The sequence below is a fragment of the Corynebacterium glyciniphilum AJ 3170 genome (assembly GCF_000626675.1).
Classification (GTDB): domain Bacteria; phylum Actinomycetota; class Actinomycetes; order Mycobacteriales; family Mycobacteriaceae; genus Corynebacterium; species Corynebacterium glyciniphilum.
In genome coordinates this window covers 3,182,922-3,200,734 of record NZ_CP006842.1, presented here as the reverse complement: position 1 = coordinate 3,200,734, position 17,813 = coordinate 3,182,922, and the positions used below count along the sequence as shown (strand labels likewise).

Genomic DNA, 17,813 nt, shown 5'->3' with positions numbered 1-17,813 from the left:
GGGTCAGTGGGTCACCAGAGTGGCCAGTGCACGGATGTCATCGGCGATGGCGTCGAGCAGGGCGGTGTATTCCTCGGTGGAGGTGAATCCGACGGGGTCGCGGTGGTCGTGGAGAATCCGGGGCAGCTGGTGGCGCAGATGAGGCAGCTGAGTCAGGGAGGTGAGGTCGCCGCTGCGGTGCCATTCAGCGAGCTGGTGCAGCCGGAAGGTTCGTTTCAGCAGTGCAGGGGCGAGACGTAGGCAGTGGTCGACATGGGTCTTCTCGAGTCCGATGACGAGGTCGACGTCCTGCAGGACCCGACGGTTTACCCGGCGTGCGGTGAACCCGGATCCGTCAACGCCGTGGTCGGAGAGATACTTCAGGGAGCGGGGATCCATCGGGTATCCGCTCATCCCGGCGGTCCCGGCGCTGGTCACTGTGACGGTGCCACTGGTCGATCCTGATGCCGCCGGGATCGCCTCACGCAGCAGGTATGCCGCGGCGGGGGAGCGGCAGATGTTGCCGGTGCAGACGATGAGGATCTTCATGAGGAACCCTTTCCCGTTCGACGTGCCCGTGGCTTCTCTCCGAGGATGACCTGTCCGACCCGGACCCGGCGCAGAACCGTGACCCCGAGGATCGACAGCCCCACGCCGCCAAGGGTGAGTGTCACCAGAAGCACAGGTGTCGCAGTGACGCCTGCGGCGGAGAAGACCACACGGACGGCGCCGATGGCGAAGGAGTGCAACAGGAAGATGCCGGAGGAGTAGCCGCCGATCCAGGCCAGTGGGCGGTTGGACAGGTGCCATCCGAGGAAGACCAGAGGAAAAAGGATTCCGAGGCTGATACCCACCAGGCTGTGGCGGGAGTTGAAGGCGCCGTCCACCCCGGGCATGCGACCGGTCAGGGAGAGCTGGACGGCCACAGCGACCGTGGCCAACACCGCGGTCCAGGCCCACCGGGTGGTGCGGGTGGACGGGATCAGTGAGAATCGGCTCAGGGCGAGGCCGGCGAGGAAGAACGGGGCGAGGGTGAGAGCCTGGCCCACCTGGAGGAACCGGAACTGTTCGGTGTGCGCGACGAGGACAACGACCAGAGACAGGCAGAACGCCAGGGCGACGGAGAGGCGGGAGGACAACAGGGACCGCGAATCCAGCAGGGCGATCACGGCAAAGAGCCAGAAGGTCGTCAACAGGAACCAGTACGGGCTCAGGGAATAGAGCAGCCAGTGCACCGGCTCCAGTTCGCGGGCAGTGTTCGTGCCGTCGAGGTAGACCTGGGTGACGCCGATGGCGGGGACGAAGATCACGTAGGGCACGAGCAGGCGGCGGACTTTCTTTCCCATGAACGTCAGGTAGTCGCCCGGGGCATGCAATGGACGCCAGGCGTACACCAGGCCGGAGAGCAGCGTGAACAACGGCATGCGCAGGTAGTCCACGGAATCGGTGTAGTAGCGCAGGGCACTGTCGTCGGTGACGTGGAGACCGTCAGTGGTGTCGTACCCGATGACATGGAAGCTCACCAGGAGCAGGCAGGCGACGCCGCGGAGGGTGTCGACGGGGAGATTACGCGATGGGGGGCTGGAGGCGCGGCCGGGTGCCACGGCAGTCTCCTGCCGGATCTTGTTGGAGGTCATCGAACCGTCCTACGAGGTGTGAGGGGTGAATCGGAGGGGCGGGGGGGAGAGAAAGAGAGGAGAGCGTGCGGAGAGGAGAGAACGAGGAGGGCGGAGAGTGCCCCTGAAGTTCCTCTCATCCTAGGCAGGCTCCACGAGGCGGGCAACGTGAATACCCCCTACAATGTGTTCCATGACCAATGTCGACAGGTCCCTCACCCTGCCGTCGGAAGCCAGGACACTCTGGGTTCACTGGGGTCGCACCGGTGGCGGCCCCCGATTCCTCGCCGATCTTGTCGACGGGGATCAGAACCGAGAATCTCTCCAGGTCGGCGACGCCGACCAGCATGTCCGGGCTTCCGCTACGTCCGCAGTGTCTCAGGCGCCGTACCCTCTGTCCTTTCTCTCCTACAATCCCGACGCCGAGATCGCGCCCCGTTTCGCCGCCCAGGCCCGTGGCGGCGTCCCGGCGTTCCCCGTACCGACCTACACGTCGAAGGCCGGGGTTGTCCTCGGCCTTCCCCGCCTGCTGTGGAGCTCGTTTCGGCTACGTCGGTGGATCCGGCAGCACAGCATTGAGCGTGTCGTGTGTGTGATGGAGAGCGTCTACCAGTCGCTCGCCCTGCCTATTCTGGTTCCCGGCGACGTGGAGTACGTCGCCTGCATCCACGACGGGGCGGCACACCCTGGAGAGGGCAGCGTGGTCCAATCGGTGGGCCGGCACAATGAGCTGCGTCGAGCCGACCGGGTCGTGACCTTCTCGGAGGCGGTGACCGGGATCCTCGCCGATCAGGTGACGGTGCCGATCACGACCGGTGATCACCCGCCGTTCGACCTGGAGGATGCGGCGACCGAGCCGCGGGATCTGCCGCACGGTACTGACGGCTCAGGGCAGGTGCCGGTTATCGGTCTGTTCGGGCGACTGCAGAAGTACAAGGGCATCGACGTCGCTCTGGCGGCGATGCGCATTCTGACGGAGCGGGGCGCTCCGGCATGTGAGCTGCGGATCATCGGCTCCGGACCCGAGGAACGGCTGCGCGACACCGCGCTCGGACGCTACGCCACCTGGGACAACCGGTGGATCCCGGAGGAGGAGGTCACCGACGTCGTCCGGGGCTTCGACATCATGCTGCTGCCCTATACCGAGGCCAGTCAGTCCGGTCCGGTGACCCTGGCCCTGGCACACGCGGTGCCCTGTGTAGCCACACCCGTGGGGGCGATCCCCGACCAGGTGGACGGGTTCGGGGTGGTCACCGACGACGTCACTCCGGAGGCTATTGCCGAGGGGATCGAGATGCTGCTCACTGATCCCGCCCTCTACCGCACGCTGTCGTCCGGTGCGATTGGTCGTGTGGCCGAGCAACCGGACTGGTCAGATCTGGCGTCCCTGATCCGTGGTGACGTGCAGGCTCATCCCACTCCGTCGTCGTCCACCGATCCGGTGCCGTCGCGCCGGGAGCAGGCTGTGTCACAGGCCAAGTGGGCAGGCCAGCGCGTTGTCGGGCTAATAAACTCCCACCGGCCGCTGCCCCGTGCCCGTCCAGCCATCGGCGGGGCAGGGACGGGACGGGTGCGGGTGGTGCTCCCTGCATCTCACGGCTCCTTCGGCGATGAGGCCATGGGGCTGGTCGCGGCATCCTCCCTGCAGGACCTGCTGTCCGAGGCTGGTGCCGAGACTGGTGTGGATCTCGTGGTCCCCGGTGACGCGGAGCCGTGGCGGCGCCTGGTTCCCGCGGGTGTCGGCGTCCTGCCGCTGAGCGATCTGACCGTTGGACGCGGTACTGTCCCGACCGCCACGACGGTGCGGGAACTCGCCTCCGGGCCGCTGGTGGTCATCGGCGCTGACACGCTCGCTGGTGACTATGAACTGGCACTGTTGGCGACCAGGGTGCGGATGCTGAACGTCGCTGCCGCGGCAGGTCACCCGGCAGCCTTGGTGAACTTCAGCCTGCCGACGACGGTCCATCCGGCCGCGGCACGCATCCTCCGAGGTCTCGAACCGGCGGTGGCCGTGCGGGCCCGAGACCACCTGTCGGCGCAGCGTGCCACGGAGATTCTCGGGAGGACGGTGCCGAGCACCCCCGACATTGCGGCATTGCTTCCGCCCGCGCCACGTCACGAGCGCTCAGCCGCGCCCGTCGTCTTCGTTCCGAACGCCCACCTCGGCGGCATGTACGGCGTCGGCACGGAGCATCTCGTCACACTGTGGCGGGACCTCGGCCACAGGATGCGGGAGCGGGGCGACGACCGCCCTGTCGAGGTCGTCGTCCACGATGTCCGCGACAGCGTGGGCGACGTTGCGCTCGGTCGCCGCATCGTCGAGGCCCTGGCGGAGGTGGGCGTGGACGCCACGCTGACCGTCCCCGCCACGGCAGCCGAGGCAAAGGCTGCCATCGCTGCTGCGGACCACTGTGTATCGGCACGGATGCATGCCTGCGTGGCCGCGTTGAGCAGCGGGGTACCCACCGTGGGAATCGGCTACGTGGGGAAGTTCAGTGGCCAGTTCGACTGGTACGGGGACCTGGGCTCGGTGCTGGAGTACCGTCCCGACCTTGCAGCCGACGAGATCCTGGAACGGATTGCCATTGTCCAGGGCGGTGCGGTGACCACGTGCGCATCCGTTACCGACCTGGTCCGCGGCGACTACGGGGCGCTGGTCGGCGCGGTAGCCCGGTAGGGCCTTCTGTCACCACTGAGGCTCGACAACCAGCCATTCCGCGTGGTTGTTGACCCACCAGACGGCGCCGGTGACATCGCGCGGCGCCTGCCCGTCCTGCAGGAGCGTTTCCGGGTTCTCCAGCGCCGCCTGGTACACCGCAGCGGCATCGTCTCCGCTGATGGCGCCGCGCTCACCAGACGGCGGGTTGGGCTCCAGGACGTCCGACGGGTCGGGCCCGGGCCATGCCGGCACGTCGTCGGCGGTGAAGTTGTTGTCGATCGCCCCCGGACGGTAGACGACGACCGTGTCGGGCACCGGCTCTGTGACCTGCTCTGACTCTGCCACCGAGGTTGTCGCCGTGCTTGAACTCGGCTGGGCGTCTGTCTGGTCGTCCGCACTGCACGCGGACAACAGCAGTGCTGTCGCGGCAGTAGTGGCGGCTATGCCGACGGGCGTGTTTTTCACGGCGGTCCCTCCTCGTCATACTTTTCCCTACAATATCAGTTCTGGTATCGAACCGGACGCAGTGCGATCACCAGGAAGGCCACCGCAGCGAGGGTCTGCACCACAACGATGCCTCCCAACAGGACGGCACCGGTGGTCGCCATCAGCGCGACGAGGGGCACGAGTCGCCCGACCGACCACACGAGGAATCCTCTGTCGTGGCCCTTCATCAGGGGGATCTTCACCGACAGGTTCGTCGCCAGCGACGCCACGCAGAACACCGCGGTGGCCGCGAGGACCAGCGGGCTGAGGGCGTCGTCCTCCGGCAGTGAGAAGACCAGCGCTCCGGTCTGCACGACGGCGCACACGGCGCCGAGCAGCAGACCGCCGACGGCACAGATTCGGCACCAGCGTCTGGTCAGTGCAGTGTCATTCTCCCGGATCGACACCGCGATCTTCGCCTCCAGCGACGGGGCGATGACCTGTTGAGCCAGGGACCCGAAACCACCGGTGAGCCGCACGACAACGGCCCAGATCTCCTGGTACGGGCCGAGGAACGGGGTGAGGAACCCCTGGATCTGGAAACCACACTCCGACAGCAGCGTCGCGCCCGTGGCACGCGAGGAGACGGCGAGGTAGCCGCGATGCTCCCGGTCCAGAAGCCGAGGCAGGTCGCGGAAGACCTCCGGCAACAGTCGGTTACGGGTGCGGACCACGATCAACGCCGCGCCTACGAGCGGATTCACAATCGCGGCGACGATGAGCCCCGCCTGGAACGGGACGACGAACACCACCATAACGGTCACCAGGACGTTGACCACCCCGTAGACCAGCCGTGCCGTGGAGTAGACGTCCATCCGCTGCTCCTGGGTCGCCACGGCGACGGCCATGAGATAGACCCCGTTCGAGATGACGAGCAGCGCTGTCCATCCGGCGACAGCCGCTGCCCCGGGTGCACCGGTGGCGGCGAGAACTGCGGCGACACCCCCACACACCAGGGTGGTCAGCCACAACGACGCCAGTGACACCGAGGTCGCGGTGCGTCGCATCGGAGCCGCCAGCGTGAGGTACCGGCTGTGGAAGCCGAGGATCGTGGTGCGCGAGAGCACCGTGGCCAACGCCAGCGGCAGCATGAGGTAGGCCAGCTGACCGGTCTCCTGGCCGAGGATCGGCAGGAGCATCGCCAGGAAGTTCAGCCCCTGGCCGATCAGTGCAGGCCCCATGCGTATCACCGATGACAGTCGGCCGCGTCGGCCGGTGTCGTCGGTGTCGTCGGTGTCGTCGGACTCAGGCGAACTCAGCGGTCCGCTCCCACCGTCTCCCGGGCGTCGACTGCGTGCTGCGCCGCGGCCCCTGTGGCACTCGCGTCCACTGAGCTTCCCGACGTCTTCGCTGCCTGGGCGGACCGCTGGACGGCGGCTGCGGTGTTGCCGTAGCCGTACCCGTATCCGTTGCGGTAGTAGCCCTTGCCCTCGGACTTCGGGGTCATCGTGAACACGGTGCCCAGCACGTGGGCACCGACCTGGGTGAGGTTGCTGGTGGTCTGGGTGAGCTGGTCGACGGTGGTGTCACCGTGGCTCACGGCCAGGATCAGCCCGTCGGCCGCGGAGGAGACCAGGGCGGCGTCAGTCACCGGAATCACCGGTGACGCGTCGACGATGACGTAGTCGTACCGGGCGTCCAGGTCAGTCAGCACGTCACGGAAACGCTGGGAGCCGAGCAGCTCGGCGGGGTTCGGCGGCTGCGGACCGGAGGTGACCACCGTCAGTCCGTCGCGACCGGACTCCTGCACGATGTCGTCGACATGGGCGGCGCCAGACAGGACGGTCGACAGGCCGACCTCGGACTGCAGGTCTCCGCCCAGGTAATCGGCGACGCGGGGACGGCGCAGGTCGGCGTCGACGAGGCAGACCCGCTCACCGTCGTCAGCCAGGGCGAGGGCGAGGTTGGTGGCCAGCGTGGACTTGCCTTCACCAGGCATGCCACTGGTGACGGCGATGACCGTCGGCGGGTTGTCGACATCGAGGAAGCGCAGGTTCGTGCGCAGCTCACGGAACTGTTCTGCCGCGATCACCGGGGCCGCGGCGAAGTCGAGCACATGGGAGCCGGCCGACCCGGAGAGGTTGTCACTGGTGCTGATCGTGCCGATCGCCGGTGCGCCGACAATGTCGGCGATCTGACGACGATCACGGATCCGGTTGTCGGTCATGCCACGCACGACGGCGGCGACGAGACCGAGGATCAGCCCGGCACCGGCACCGATCCCCACGTTCTGCAGGATCTTGGGTGAGGACGGCGCATCGGGGGTCAGCGCGTCGTTCAACGGTGCCAGCTGGGGCGCGCTGGACGGCCCGTCGGGTGCGGTGGTGGTGTTGAGCTCGGCGACCATGGCGGTCAGCTGGGCGGCCGCGGAGTTGGCGAGGTCGCGGGCTTCCTCGGCGTCCTCGGCCACGGCGTTGATGTTGAGGATCACCGTGTCGCGGTTGGCTCCGGCGGTCAGCATCGAGGCAACCTCTGCGGGGCTCTGGTCGAGCCCGAGGTCCCGTGCGACACGTTCACCGAGCGCCCGGCTGGTGGCGATCTCGGCATAGGTCCCGACCTGGCTCTGGCTCAGCAGCGTGCCGCGGTAGGCGTCGGTGGAGTTGCCGGTGTTCGCTGCGCCGACGTACAGCTGGGAGGTGGCGGTGTACTGCTTGGTCATCAGGGCGGACGCGCCCCAGCCGAGGAGTCCGCCGATGACGGCACCCACGATGAGCATCCAGAACGACGTGCGCAGGTATCCCAGATAGGTGGCCAGATGGTTCTGTTCTGAAGGGGAGGAGGGGGTGGTCATGGGGGTCCTTTTCTGGTTGGTGTGTTCTGTCTGTTGCGTCCGGTACTTCTCCATGAGTGCGACGGCACCCACGATCAGCGGCACCATCGGAGTGGCGTGGCGCAGCGCTGATCCCCAGTCCGGCTCGAAGAGTCCCTGGACCACGAGGAAGGACAGGGGCACCGCGGCGAAGCGGGCCATCATCCGTCGGTCGCGAGGCGGGATGAGGTGGCGGTCGCTGCCGTGGGCGCGCCCGGCGGCCGTCGCCGCGGCCACGGCACTGATCCAGATCAGGGCGAAGAGAATGCCGATGACCAGGTAGTACGGGGAGAATTTCGCGGCCATCGGCAGCGGGACGATGAAGAACATCGTGGTCAGCACCACGTTCACCACACCGCCGAGAGGTTCCGGAAGTTCAATGAACCGGCCGATGATCGACCCCGTCACTGCCTGCCGGGCCTCGCCCTCGTTCACCGCGGTGCGGAAGTAGTCGGCCGGATCGCCGGTGCCGATCCAGACCGCGAGCCCGGCAAGTGCGCTCAACAGCGCCAGGATCCGCAGCACCCGCCAGGGGGTTGCGGCGATGCGGCGTCCCGAGACGGTGGCCCGTCGGGCCAGCAGCAGCCGGAGGACGACGTAGATGACCGCGACAATGGACCAGTACGTCCGGTACTCGGTGCCGAGCAGGGCGAGCGCGGCGACGACCACGACCTCCCCGGCCAGGTTCATCGGCATCAGGACGATCACGATCATGCCCAGGGAGATCAGGATCTCCTTGGTGTAGGTCGCCTGGTACAGGCCGATGAGCACCGGAGCGGCCAACGCCAGGACCAGGGAGATCCTGCCGGCATGTACTCCGCCCACGCGCACCAGGACGATGCCCAGTGCTGTCGCGCCGATCACCGCGCCGAACACCGAGGCTGCGGTGGGCGCGTCCTCCATGCCGAGGGCGGTGTAGAACTGTGCGATCACCGAGTACGAGCCGTAGCCCAGGTCCATGGCACTGAACGGGGAGGTCATGATCTCCCGGATCGTGCCGGCGTCATTGCCGAAACCACCGAAGCGTCCGGTGATCGTGGCGCGGGCCACCAGGCCGACGACCACCGCCACGGCGCCGAGAAGCACGGCGACGAGGAGTGGTGAATTCAGTGGTGAGTTCGAGGCCGTATTCAGGGAGTCCCGGGACGGGGGCCTAGCGTCTGAGCGTCTTCGCATATGTCCTCCTTCCTGTGAGTTCGAGGGCCAGCGAGTACGCCTCGGTGAGTGCCGCATGCTGGCGTTCGGGGGTGTGGGATTCGTCGAGACCGGCCCAGTGCGACGGGTCACGGCAGTCCCGCAGGATCGCCACGGACTTGTCCGCAGCATCCTGCGGCGAGTCGAACCGCGCCGTGGCCGGGCACTCCCGCAACGCGGGGATGTCACGCACCAGCAGTGGAACGCCCACCCGGCGCGCTTCGAGCACCGCCATGGGGAATCCGTCCCAGCGCGCGGTGTGCAGGACGAGGGACAGCCCGGCGACCCGTTGGCGTAACTGCTCCCCGGACAGCCATCCGGTCACCTCGACGCCGGCATCGGTCAGGACGTCGACCAGCGACGCGTCCTTACCGTCCCCGTCGCCGATCCACACGAACCGGGCGTCGGGGATGCGTTGCCGGATGAGCCGGGCGGTCGCGGCGAAGAATGCCGGGTCGCGTTGGGGCGTTACCCGGGAGACCACGCCGATGACCGGGTGTGACGCGTCCGGCGGGGGCGACCAGCTCCCCGGCACTGCCGGGTGGTCGTTCATCAGCGCATTGGGGACGACGACGACAGGTGTCCGGCCGAGGCCGACCATCAGCTCCCCTTCCCACTGCGCGCAGGACGCGCCGACGGTGGTCAGCGGGTGCAGGGAGCGCTCCATCGCGCGGAACGCCCGGCGCTTCCAGCGGGGGATGTCGGCGCGTTCGAAGGCGAAGCTGTGCGGGGTGTACACCACCGGTCGTGCCGGGCGACCGGGGGTGACCAGGTCGATCGAACGGGCGACCCGGGTGTAGGCCCCGGCGAAGCTTGAGTGGGCGTGGACCACATCGGGGCGGTGGCCGGCAACGGCCCGGCGCACCGCGGTGACCGCGGAGGCGGGGGACGACGGAAGCTGCTCGTCCACGGCGAATGCCCCGGGCGAGCGTGCGGCGGTGGGCGCGGTGCTGCGGGCGTTGTTGGCCAGCAGCAGATGGCGGTACTCCGGGGTCAGTCGGGCGTACTGGTTGACCGCGGTGGCTACCCCACCGTCGAAGCAGTCGGTCACGTGCAGAATCGTGGTCATCTAGTACGCCCCCCTCGACAGGACGACGGCGCGGACGGTCTGCAGGATGGTGCGGACGTCCAAGACGAGTGACCAGTTGTCCACGTAGTACAGGTCCAGTTTCTCCGCCTGGGCGGGTGTCAGGTCCGAGCGGCCCGAGACCTGCCACAGGCCGGTGATGCCGGGGCGCACCTCCATGCGCATGCGCATGTCATCGCCGAAGGCGTCGACCTCGTGCTGCAGGTGCGGGCGAGGCCCCACGACACTCATCGTGCCGAACAGTGCATTGACGAACTGCGGCAGTTCGTCGATGCTGGTCTTCCGGATGAATCTGCCGACCGTCGTGACCCGGGGGTCGTCCTTCATCTTGAACAGACCGTCCGCGCCGACCTCCTCGCGGAGCTTCTGCAACCGTTCGTCGGCGTCGGTGTGCATACTGCGGAACTTGAAGATCCGGAACGACTGGCCGCGGTAGCCGATGCGGTCGCTGACGTAGAACACCGGCCCGCCGTCTTCCAGCTTGATCGCCAGTGCCGTGACAGCCAGGATCGGCGAGACCGCCACCAGCGCGAACGCGGAGACAGCGATGTCGAAGAGCCGTTTGGACAGCCCGTTGGCCGCATTGAACCGGGGGCGGTCCACGTACAGGGTGTGACTCGGGCCGAACGGCACCACGTTCAGCCGGGTGCCGGCGATGCCCTCGATCATCGGGTCGAGGTAGAGACGCATATTCAGCCGGTCCAGGTGCCAGGACAGTCGGCGCAGGTTGCGGTGGCCGAAGTCCGCCAGGGAGGCGACCCACACTGCGTCACAGTTGTAGCCGGCGGCGGTGGCCACGAAATCCTCGTTGGAGAAGGACTCGTCGATGCAGACGGAATTGATCGGGACATCTCCGGTGTCGGCCAGTTTGTCGCGGTTGTGCGGGTCGGTGACCAGGATCGCGTGAATCCAACCTGGGTTTTCGGTGTTGTTCTCGTTGTTTTCGTGCCACGAGGTGCACAGCAGTTTGTTGATGTCGGCGACATTGCCGATCACCAGGAACTGGCGCTGGAGGTCGGTCCGGAACCGTGAGGTGTACCGGCGTGACAGGTGACGGGTGACGGTCATCAGCACCAGCCCGGCGGGTAGCGCCATCAACGCGAACTGCCGGAACAATCCGTAGTTCGACAGGGCGTCCACACACGCCAGGACCGCGAAGTAGGACAGCGACCCCTTGAGGACGTACTCCCGCCCGATCGACGGGAACGCCCGTGCCTGGTGGCTGTACCCGCGGCAGACGGCGATCGCGGCCACCCAGCACATCGTCAGCAATGAGGTCATGCCGAGACTGCGCAGGGAGAAGAACTCCTCCACCAGTGCCCAGCCCAGGGGTTTCCACAGGTAGAGGCTCAGTGCATTGGCGAGGAACGTGGCGGCGAAGACCGCCAGCGCGTCGGAGACGATGAAGTACCACTTGCGCTGCAGATGGCGGTCCTGGCGCCGGTCCAGGGCGTGCGAGATGCGCTGGACGCTGGTGCCCCCGCCGCGGTGGCGCGAGGCATCTGGAGATGTATCTGGGGATGTATCGGGGGACGGAGGTGAGGGGTCAGTTGATGCTTTTCCGAGGATCACGGTGAATCACTTTGTTCGGCCCGGCGCGACGGCGCCGGGCGTGGAGAGAGGAGAGAGTGAGGGGTGTGAGAGGTTGAGGGAGGAGGTGGAGGAGGAAGAGAGAGGGGAAAAGTTGGGAGAGGGGTGTATGTGTCGCTCGTTGGTCATGCTAACCACTAATGGTCGGTCTGGCTACCGGAGAGGCTCTCAGGGAGATCCGACAGGGGTGGCGGTTTTTCCTCCGATACAGTGAGGGAATGACTGCGAACTCCCCGGCGCCTTCTTCGGCGAACCTCCGACGCTCCGCAGGGCGACACCGGCTGCCAGCCCCGCGTCCCGTGGGCTGGAGCCTGACTGTGGCAGCACTGTCGACGGTGATGATGACCATCGACATCACCATCGTCCTGGTCGCCCTTCCGGCGATTACTGCGGACCTGGGACTGTCATTGTCCGGTGCCCAGTGGGTCATCAACGCCTACAGTCTGACCTTCGCCTCCCTCATGCTCGCCGCCGCGAGCCTGTCGGACATCATCGGACGACGACGGATCTTCCTCATCGGTCATGTCCTGTTCCTCGGGGCGTCGATCGGTTGCATCCTGACCGGGACGGAGGCCGGGATCATCGCCTTCCGTGCGTTGCAGGGTGCCGGAGGCGCGCTGGTCTTCGGGACATGTACCCCGCTGTTGGCTGACGCCTTCGACCCTGCTGACCCGACGTCCTCGGCGAAGCGCACCCGGTCGGTTGCCGCGATGATGGGCATCGGCGGTGCCGCCAGCGCATTCGGCCCCCTGGTCGGTGGCGCGCTGGTGGAGACCGGTACCTGGGAGTGGATCTTCGCGATCAACATCCCCATCGGCATCGTCGTCATGATCGCCACGCTCGTGTTCATCCCTGACCTGCACCGCGAGGAGCGGGAGGCCCGGCGTGCGGCCCGGCAGGACAGCGTCGGCGGGACGTCCGGTGCCCTGCGCGGCGCCCGGATCTCGCCATGGGCGATGGTGCTCATCATTGTTTCGCTGGTCCTGGTCAACTACGGCATCATCGACGGGCAGGAACAGGGGTGGACCAGCGAGATCATCATTGCCGCGCTGGCCGCCGGCGTGCTGCTGTTCGCCGCCCTGGTTCTCTTCGAACTGTCCAAACGGGATCGTGCGATGGTCGACTTCCGACTCTTCCGGATCCCCTCTTTCGCCACGGTCACCTTCAACGCCTTCGCCTCCCGCATGTTCAGCTTCGGCATGATGCCCTTCATCATCCTGTGGCTCGCCGGGCAGCTGGAACTGTCCGCCCTGGAGATCGGCTACGTCTCCAGTGCCCTGGCGGTACCCATGGTGGTGTTCTCCGCGGTGGGGATCGCTCTGGTGCGCTGGGTGCCGGTCGGCGTGGTCCAGGCGGTGGGCATGCTGGTCGTCGCCGGCGGGCTGATGCTGGGCCTGGTGATGGACGTCGACTCCGGCTGGGCGGACCTGTTGCCGATGTACCTGGTGCTGGGCGCCGGCACCGGGCTGATGCTGCCGCACGTGATGTCCCTGGCCGTGGCGGTGGTGCCGTCCGAACGCACCGGTATGGCCACCGGGCTGGCGAACACCGCCCTGCCGTTGGGTACCGCGTTCGGTGTGGCGGTCTACGGGGCCTATCTCTCCGACCGCGTCAACGCGGGCATCGACGGCATGCAGTTCCCGCCGGGGATGCCGCCGGCAATGGAAGGGCAGCTCCGCGATGCGGCCGAAGGGGGGCTGTTCCAGGAGATCGCGAAGATGTCGCCCGAGTTCGCCCGTGAGACCCTCGGCTTCTTCATTGACGGGCTGCACGGCATCTTCATCATCGCCGCCATTCTCGCGGTGATCGGCGCGCTCGCCAGCCTGATCTTCATCCGGGGCAAGGACGGCACGGGACGCACGAAGCAGGAGCAGCCGTAGAGCTACAGCTGGCTACAGCTGGCAGCCCTCCGGACCGCACGAGGCGTCATCCCGGGCGCCGGTGACCGTCGGGATGGTTGCCGGTGCCGGGTGGGAGCGTTCCCACTGCTGCTCCAGGGCACGGCTGAACACCTCGACGGGCTGCGCGCCGGGAACGGCGAGGTTCATGTCGAGTACAAACGTGGGAACCGAGTTCAGGCCGAGGGACGCAGCCCGCCGGACATCGGCCTGCACGGCGGGGATCCGTGAGCCGCTCTGCAGCTCGGCGGCGATGTCCTCGGCGTCCAACCCTGCGGCGACGCCGATGCGCGTCAGGACGTCCGCCGAGCCGATGTCTTCGCCGTCCTCGAAGTGGGCGCGGAACAGGGCTTCCTCCACGATGTCCACGGCGCCGGTGGCGTCCTTGCCCTCCGATTCCTTCGCCAGCTGGATCAGCTGGTGGGCCTTCATCGAGTTGGCGACGACCAGTGCATCGAAGTCGTATTCCAGCCCCTCTGCGGCGGCCTGTTCCGTGACGTGACCAAACATCTGGCGGACCTGGTCGACAGGCATTCCCTTGGCGGTGGAGAGATACTCCGCTTCGGAGCGGTCGTCGTGTTCGGGCAGCGACGGGTCGAGCTGGTAGGAGTGCCAGGTCACCGTGACCTCATCACGCTGCGGAAAAGCTGCGAGAGCGGATTCAAACCGGCGTTTGCCGATATAGCACCAGGGGCAGGCGACGTCGGACCAGATATCGATGTTCACGACCGGTTCAACGCGGATGCCCGGGCTGCTATTCCGCTGTACCTCCGGGGCAACCGCCGGCGGACCTACCCGCGCCGGATCTCGTCAGCGAGGGCGTGGAACTCGGTGCTCGGGTTACCGAAGCGGTGCAGTGTCATGGACACGGCCTGCTCCTTGAGCCACAGGCGCAACTCGACGCGGCCCGACGCCGTGACCTCGTCGTTAAGCAGGCACACCTCGGGACGGTCGGCCAGCTGCTCCAACGTCTCCGGGTTTCGCGTGCCGATCACGCGTACCCGGGCGCCGACGCCGTCGTCCAGCACTCCGGCGGACAGGCGGGTGGCGAATGAATCGTCGTCTGCGGTGACCGGCTGCTCACCGACACCGAGCCGGACCGAGGCGGCCAGGACGTCCGAGACCTCGGAGCGGACCGCAGGGTCCACCACCACACGCACCGGGGAGCCGGCGCGGTGGGCGGCGATGACGGCCCGGGCGACCTCGACGGGACGGGCGTCTGCGCTGATCCGCAACACCACGTGCGCGGGGCGGTACCGGAAGATGTTCGCCTCGGCGGTCAGGCCGGTGACATCACGAGGAGTGCCGAACTCGGTCTCCCAGGCGTCGATGTCGGAGCGCCCTGCTTCAGCGAGCCAGGCAGCGTCGGCGTCCGACAATGCGCCGGTGCGCTGCAGCTCGGCAATGTAGCCGTCCACAGGTGCAGAGCCGGTGGGAGCCACTGCCGAGGGGACGGCGGTGTCGTCGGACCAGCTGCCCATGAGCATCACGTAGTTCGGGCCGCCGGCCTTGGACCCCAGGCCCACGGAAGACTGCTTCCAGCCGCCGAAGGACTGACGCTGCACGATCGCGCCGGTGATACCGCGGTTGACGTAGGCGTTGCCGACCTCGATGCGCTCCACCCAGGTGCGGACCTCGGCAGGATCGAGGCTCTGGATACCACCGGTCAGACCGAAGTCGGTGGCGTTCTGCAGGGTGATGGCCTCATCCAGGTCCTCGGCCTTCATCAGGCCCAGGACCGGGCCGAAGACCTCGGTGAGGTGGAAGAACGAGCCGGGCTTCACGCCGTCCTTGATGCCCGGTGACCACAGACGGCCGGAGTCATCGAGCTGCCGCGGCTTGAGCAGCCAGGTCTCACCGTCCTCCAGGGTGGTCAGGGCGCGCTCAAGCTTGTCGCTGGGCAGCTCGGTGAGCGGGCCCATGTCGGCACGCATGTTGGTGGGCCAGTCGATGATCATCGACGACGCGGCATCGACGAGCTGACGGCGGAAGCGCTCCGAGGAGTACACGCTGCCGACGAGGATGCCCAGGGAAGCTGCCGAGCACTTCTGGCCGGCGTGGCCGAAGGCGGAGTACACCATGTCGGCGACGGCGAGGTCGCGGTCGGCGGCGGGGGTGACGATGATGCCGTTCTTGCCGGACGTCTCGGCGTTGATCGTGAGCTCGGGGCGCCAGGACTCGAACATCGCGGCGGTCTCGGAGGCGCCGGTGAGGATCACGCGGTCCACTGACGGGTGGCTCACCAGGGAGCGGCCGGCCGTGCGGTCGGCGGGGTAGACGCCGCGGAGGACGTCGCGGGGCACGCCGGCGTCCCACAGGGCGTCCAGGATGGCCATGGAGCAGTGAGGGGTGGGCTTCGACGGCTTGTGGATCACCGCGGCGCCGGCCGCCAGGGCGGCGAAGGTGGAGCCGGCGGGGATGGCCAGCGGGAAGTTCCACGGCGGGGTGACCAGGACGACCTGGTCCGGGGTGAAGCGGGCGTTGTCGACGTCGCCGAGCTCCAGCGCGTGGTGTGCGTAGTAGCGGGCGAAGTCGATGGCCTCGGAGATCTCGGTGTCGGCCTGGGAGACGGCCTTACCGACCTCGGCGGCAGCGATGGACACCAGGTGGCCCCGGCGGGCGGCGAGCAGGTCGGCGGTGCGGTAGAGGATCGCGGCACGCTCGGCGGCGGGCAGGGAGGCCCACTCGTCGGCGGCGTCGCGGGTGGAGGTGACCAGGGCGTCGATCTCATCGTCGGCGACGATTGTCGGCGCGGTCTGGGCATCGAGCCAACCGTCCTTGGTGGAGGTGTCGATGGCGTTGGCGGCCCACTGCTGGTTCGCGGGCAGGGACGGGTCGGTGTCGGGCTCGTTGTGGAAGACCGGCAGGCCACCGTCCGCCGCGGTGTAGGACGCGGCGAGCTCATCGGAGGACGGCTCGACCTCGGCACTGCGGTCCTGGCGGTGGTTCGGCAGTGGAGCGGTGTAGCCGTTGGCCTCGAGCAGCTCGGAGAGGTCACCGAGGGAGGACCGGAAGCGGGCCTCTTCGCGGCGGAAGATGTCGTTGCCGGGCTCGAGGTCGAAGATGCCGGACATGAAGTTGGCGCTGGCGGCGTTCTCCTCGAGGCGGCGCACCAGGTAGGAGATGGCGACGTCGAACTCCTGGGGGCGCACGGCCGGGACGTAGAGCAGCAGCTGGCCCACGTCGGAGCTCACGGCGTCCGCCTGCTCGGTGGCCATTCCCTGCAGCATCTCGAACTCGACGCGGTCGGTCACGCCGCGCTCCACGGAGAGCAGGTGGGCGAAGGCGATGTCGAAGAGGTTGTGCCCGGCGACACCCAGGCGCAGTCCGCGCATGTTCTCCTGATGCATCGTCCAGTCCAGGACCAGCTTGTAGTTGGCGTCGGTGGACTGCTTGGAATCGCAGGTGGTGACCGGCCAGTCGGCGACCTCAGCGTGTACGGTCTCCATGGCCAGGTTGGCGCCCTTGACCAGGCGGACCTTGATGCCGGCGCCGCCGTCGGAGACGCGCTGGTCGGCGAAGGCGGAGAGCTCCTGGATCGCGCCGAGGGCGTCGGGCAGGTAGGCCTGCAGGACGATGCCGGCCTCGAGGTTCTTCGTCTCCGGCAGGCTGAGCAGACGACGGAAGACGGCGATGGTCAGGGTGAGGTCGCGGTACTCCTCCATGTCCAGGTTGATGAACTTGGAGCCTTTCGGCGCGCGGGCGGCCTCGATGTAGAGCGGGGTGAGACGCTCGACGATGTAGTCGACGGTCTCGTCGAAGCCCCAGAGGCTGATCCGGGAGGCGATGGAGGACGCCTTGATGGAGACGTAGTCGACGTCCTCGCGGGCGAGCAGGCGACGGGTCTCCTCGAGGTGGTTGTCGGCTTCTTTCTCGCCGAGCACGGCCTCGCCGAGAAGGTTGATGTTGAGACGGTGGCCGCCGGCGGTGAGCTCTGCCACGGCCTTGCCGAGCTTGTTGTCGCGGGCGTCCACGATCATGTGGCCGACCATCGAGCGGATGCGCTGCCGGGCGGCAGGGACCACGACCTGCGGCAGGACGGGAGCCAGGGCAGAGCCCATCCTGATCTGGGCCTTGTCGAGGGCGCTGAGGGTGTCAGGCATGATGGCGCCGAGTTCGGAGAGTGCGCGGCCGGCGGCGCGCTGGTCCTCGGTGCGTACGACGCGGTCGACGAAGCCGACGGTGAAGTCCAGGCCGTTGGGGTCCGAGAGGACTGCCGAAAGACGCTCGGCGGAGGGGTTGGCCTTCGCCGTGGAGTTCCTGCTGGCGGTGAGCCAGGCGGTGACCTTGGCGACGGCAGCGTCGGCGAGGGATCCGAGGTGGTCGGTGGAGACGCCGGTGTGTCCGGCTGTTGCGCTCGCCTGGGAGCCGGTTGTGGTGGTCGTTCCCTTGTCAGCTGCGGGTTTCGCGGTCGTCATGGTTGTCCTCCTCGGATGCTTTCTTGATCGATGTTGTTCATGGTGACGTGCCTGTCTTGGCACCGATACTGGTCGAG

11 protein-coding genes are annotated in these 17,813 nt (G+C 67.6%); 2 read left to right on the top strand and 9 right to left on the bottom strand.

Translation table 11 applies throughout. The annotated features are described in order from the left end of the window. Window positions 1-3 precede the first annotated feature (3 nt). On the bottom strand, window positions 4-528 hold the full coding sequence (locus CGLY_RS14940) for an arsenate reductase/protein-tyrosine-phosphatase family protein (protein ID WP_038550414.1): 525 nt from the start codon (window positions 526-528) through the stop codon (window positions 4-6). After that, complete coding sequence (locus tag CGLY_RS14935; protein WP_038550412.1) at window positions 525-1,616, bottom strand: acyltransferase family protein; 1,092 nt, start codon at window positions 1,614-1,616, stop codon at window positions 525-527. Before CGLY_RS14935 ends, CGLY_RS14940 begins: the two co-directional genes overlap by 4 nt. Before the next feature lie 172 nt (window positions 1,617-1,788). Here CGLY_RS14935 and CGLY_RS14930 point away from each other — a divergent pair, with 172 nt between their 5' ends. Further along, complete coding sequence (locus CGLY_RS14930; RefSeq protein WP_038550411.1) at window positions 1,789-4,272, top strand: glycosyltransferase; 2,484 nt, start codon at window positions 1,789-1,791, stop codon at window positions 4,270-4,272. A 9-nt stretch (window positions 4,273-4,281) separates the two neighbouring features. Here the strand turns inward: CGLY_RS14930 and CGLY_RS14925 are convergent, their stop codons facing one another. The 5 genes from CGLY_RS14925 to CGLY_RS14905 all read right to left on the bottom strand — a co-directional run bounded on the left by CGLY_RS14925 (window position 4,282) and on the right by CGLY_RS14905 (window position 11,402). Further along, on the bottom strand, window positions 4,282-4,719 hold the full coding sequence (locus tag CGLY_RS14925) for a hypothetical protein (protein WP_052540351.1): 438 nt from the start codon (window positions 4,717-4,719) through the stop codon (window positions 4,282-4,284). A gap of 35 nt (window positions 4,720-4,754) precedes the next feature. Beyond that, a complete protein-coding gene (locus tag CGLY_RS14920; protein ID WP_038550409.1) occupies window positions 4,755-5,921 on the bottom strand; it encodes a hypothetical protein in 1,167 nt (388 codons plus the stop codon). Between the two features lie 74 nt (window positions 5,922-5,995). Further along, entirely contained in the window at window positions 5,996-8,725 is a 2,730-nt protein-coding gene (locus tag CGLY_RS16940; RefSeq protein WP_081803960.1) for a polysaccharide biosynthesis tyrosine autokinase, read from the bottom strand. Continuing rightward, a complete protein-coding gene (locus CGLY_RS14910; protein ID WP_038550408.1) occupies window positions 8,703-9,812 on the bottom strand; it encodes a glycosyltransferase family 4 protein in 1,110 nt (369 codons plus the stop codon). Before CGLY_RS14910 ends, CGLY_RS16940 begins: the two co-directional genes overlap by 23 nt. Further along, window positions 9,813-11,402, bottom strand: coding sequence for a sugar transferase (locus tag CGLY_RS14905; RefSeq protein WP_227590302.1), 1,590 nt, complete (start codon window positions 11,400-11,402; stop codon window positions 9,813-9,815). Between the two features lie 236 nt (window positions 11,403-11,638). Here CGLY_RS14905 and CGLY_RS14900 point away from each other — a divergent pair, with 236 nt between their 5' ends. Beyond that, window positions 11,639-13,300: an MFS transporter gene (locus CGLY_RS14900; RefSeq protein WP_227590301.1), complete on the top strand. Its 1,662-nt coding sequence runs from the start codon at window positions 11,639-11,641 to the stop codon at window positions 13,298-13,300. A gap of 12 nt (window positions 13,301-13,312) precedes the next feature. Here CGLY_RS14900 and CGLY_RS14895 read toward each other — a convergent pair whose 3' ends face one another. Both CGLY_RS14895 and CGLY_RS14890 read right to left on the bottom strand, forming a co-directional pair. Then, entirely contained in the window at window positions 13,313-14,044 is a 732-nt protein-coding gene (locus CGLY_RS14895) for a DsbA family oxidoreductase (protein ID WP_038550405.1), read from the bottom strand. A 65-nt stretch (window positions 14,045-14,109) separates the two neighbouring features. Continuing rightward, a complete protein-coding gene (locus CGLY_RS14890; protein ID WP_038550403.1) occupies window positions 14,110-17,736 on the bottom strand; it encodes a proline dehydrogenase family protein in 3,627 nt (1,208 codons plus the stop codon). Between the last annotated feature and the right edge of the window lie 77 nt (window positions 17,737-17,813).

Coding starts and splice junctions, on each gene's coding strand:
- CGLY_RS16940 (WP_081803960.1), bottom strand. CDS start 8,725: ATGCGAAGACGCTCAGACGCTAGGCCCCCGTCCCGGGACTCCCTGAAT.
- CGLY_RS14930 (WP_038550411.1), top strand. CDS start 1,789: ATGACCAATGTCGACAGGTCCCTCACCCTGCCGTCGGAAGCCAGGACA.
- CGLY_RS14940 (WP_038550414.1), bottom strand. CDS start 528: ATGAAGATCCTCATCGTCTGCACCGGCAACATCTGCCGCTCCCCCGCC.
- CGLY_RS14890 (WP_038550403.1), bottom strand. CDS start 17,736: ATGACGACCGCGAAACCCGCAGCTGACAAGGGAACGACCACCACAACC.
- CGLY_RS14935 (WP_038550412.1), bottom strand. CDS start 1,616: ATGACCTCCAACAAGATCCGGCAGGAGACTGCCGTGGCACCCGGCCGC.
- CGLY_RS14900 (WP_227590301.1), top strand. CDS start 11,639: ATGACTGCGAACTCCCCGGCGCCTTCTTCGGCGAACCTCCGACGCTCC.
- CGLY_RS14910 (WP_038550408.1), bottom strand. CDS start 9,812: ATGACCACGATTCTGCACGTGACCGACTGCTTCGACGGTGGGGTAGCC.
- CGLY_RS14920 (WP_038550409.1), bottom strand. CDS start 5,921: ATGGGGCCTGCACTGATCGGCCAGGGGCTGAACTTCCTGGCGATGCTC.